At 43.9% G+C, this 763-nt stretch carries 2 protein-coding genes; both read right to left on the reverse strand.

Going from position 1 to position 763, the window contains the following annotated elements:
- Positions 1–118: 118 nt before the first annotated feature.
- A complete protein-coding gene (locus ACS8FD_RS19715) occupies positions 119–430 on the reverse strand; it encodes a YqfO family protein (protein ID WP_439262330.1) in 312 nt (103 codons plus the stop codon).
- Between the two features lie 49 nt (positions 431–479).
- Positions 480–763: DNA-3-methyladenine glycosylase (locus tag ACS8FD_RS19720; protein WP_439277111.1), on the reverse strand; the 284-nt coding region annotated here is incomplete at its 5' end.

Consider the following 763-nt stretch of genomic DNA (forward strand, 5'->3'; position numbering starts at 1 on the left):
ATATTGTTGATGACAATTTACCTCATCAACATCTATAAAAAACATAAAAAGACCCTCAAAACCAAAGACAGTTAGCTTTAAGAGGAACTAACCTCAAAAAGTACAAATCTTGCTCGTACTAAAAGTCTAGCACCTCTATCACATCATAGGCAGGCGTCTCATATGGGTGTGCCTGCTTTAATGCATTGATCACCTCTTTGATGATTGATGTTTTAACCACCATTTCAATGCGCCACTCACTCACCTGCTCTAACGTATCCTGTGCGCCAATGTGCGGATTGCTGCCAGCAGTCGGCATAAACTGCCCCATCCCTTGCACTTGCCAGCAGCACTGCTCATAATTACCAATAGTACCAGCACCGGCGGCAAATAGCGCCGCTTTAACTGATTCCAAAGCACTATCTGGAATAAAAACCGTTAGTTTATACATTTGTTAATCTCCGAGTGTTGATGTAGATAATACAAAGCGCTAGCATGCCTTACTTTTTTGATAATGACGGATGATCTGTCCACACGTAGCGCAGTAGCCAGTCTTTGGCCTCACCAGCATAATCAATACCAATACGAGGACGTAATGTTAATGGCGGCTGACAACCATCATCCTCAATCCAAACGCCAGACTCAAAGGCAATAGGCGCGCCGTACAAATCGCGATCAATTTGTAAGCGCTTAGTCAGCTTACCTGGCCCTGCTAACTGTTTGATATGGTTCAGCTGTTTGTCTTTACTGAGCGCTTGCTCCTCAATTAAGCGATCACTGTCCT

The sequence above is a fragment of the Psychrobacter sp. 1U2 genome, assembly GCF_051847575.1.

Excerpts from the sequence above, each read along its gene's own strand:
- ACS8FD_RS19715 (WP_439262330.1), bottom strand. The coding sequence starts at position 430 with ATGTATAAACTAACGGTTTTTATTCCAGATAGTGCTTTGGAATCAGTT.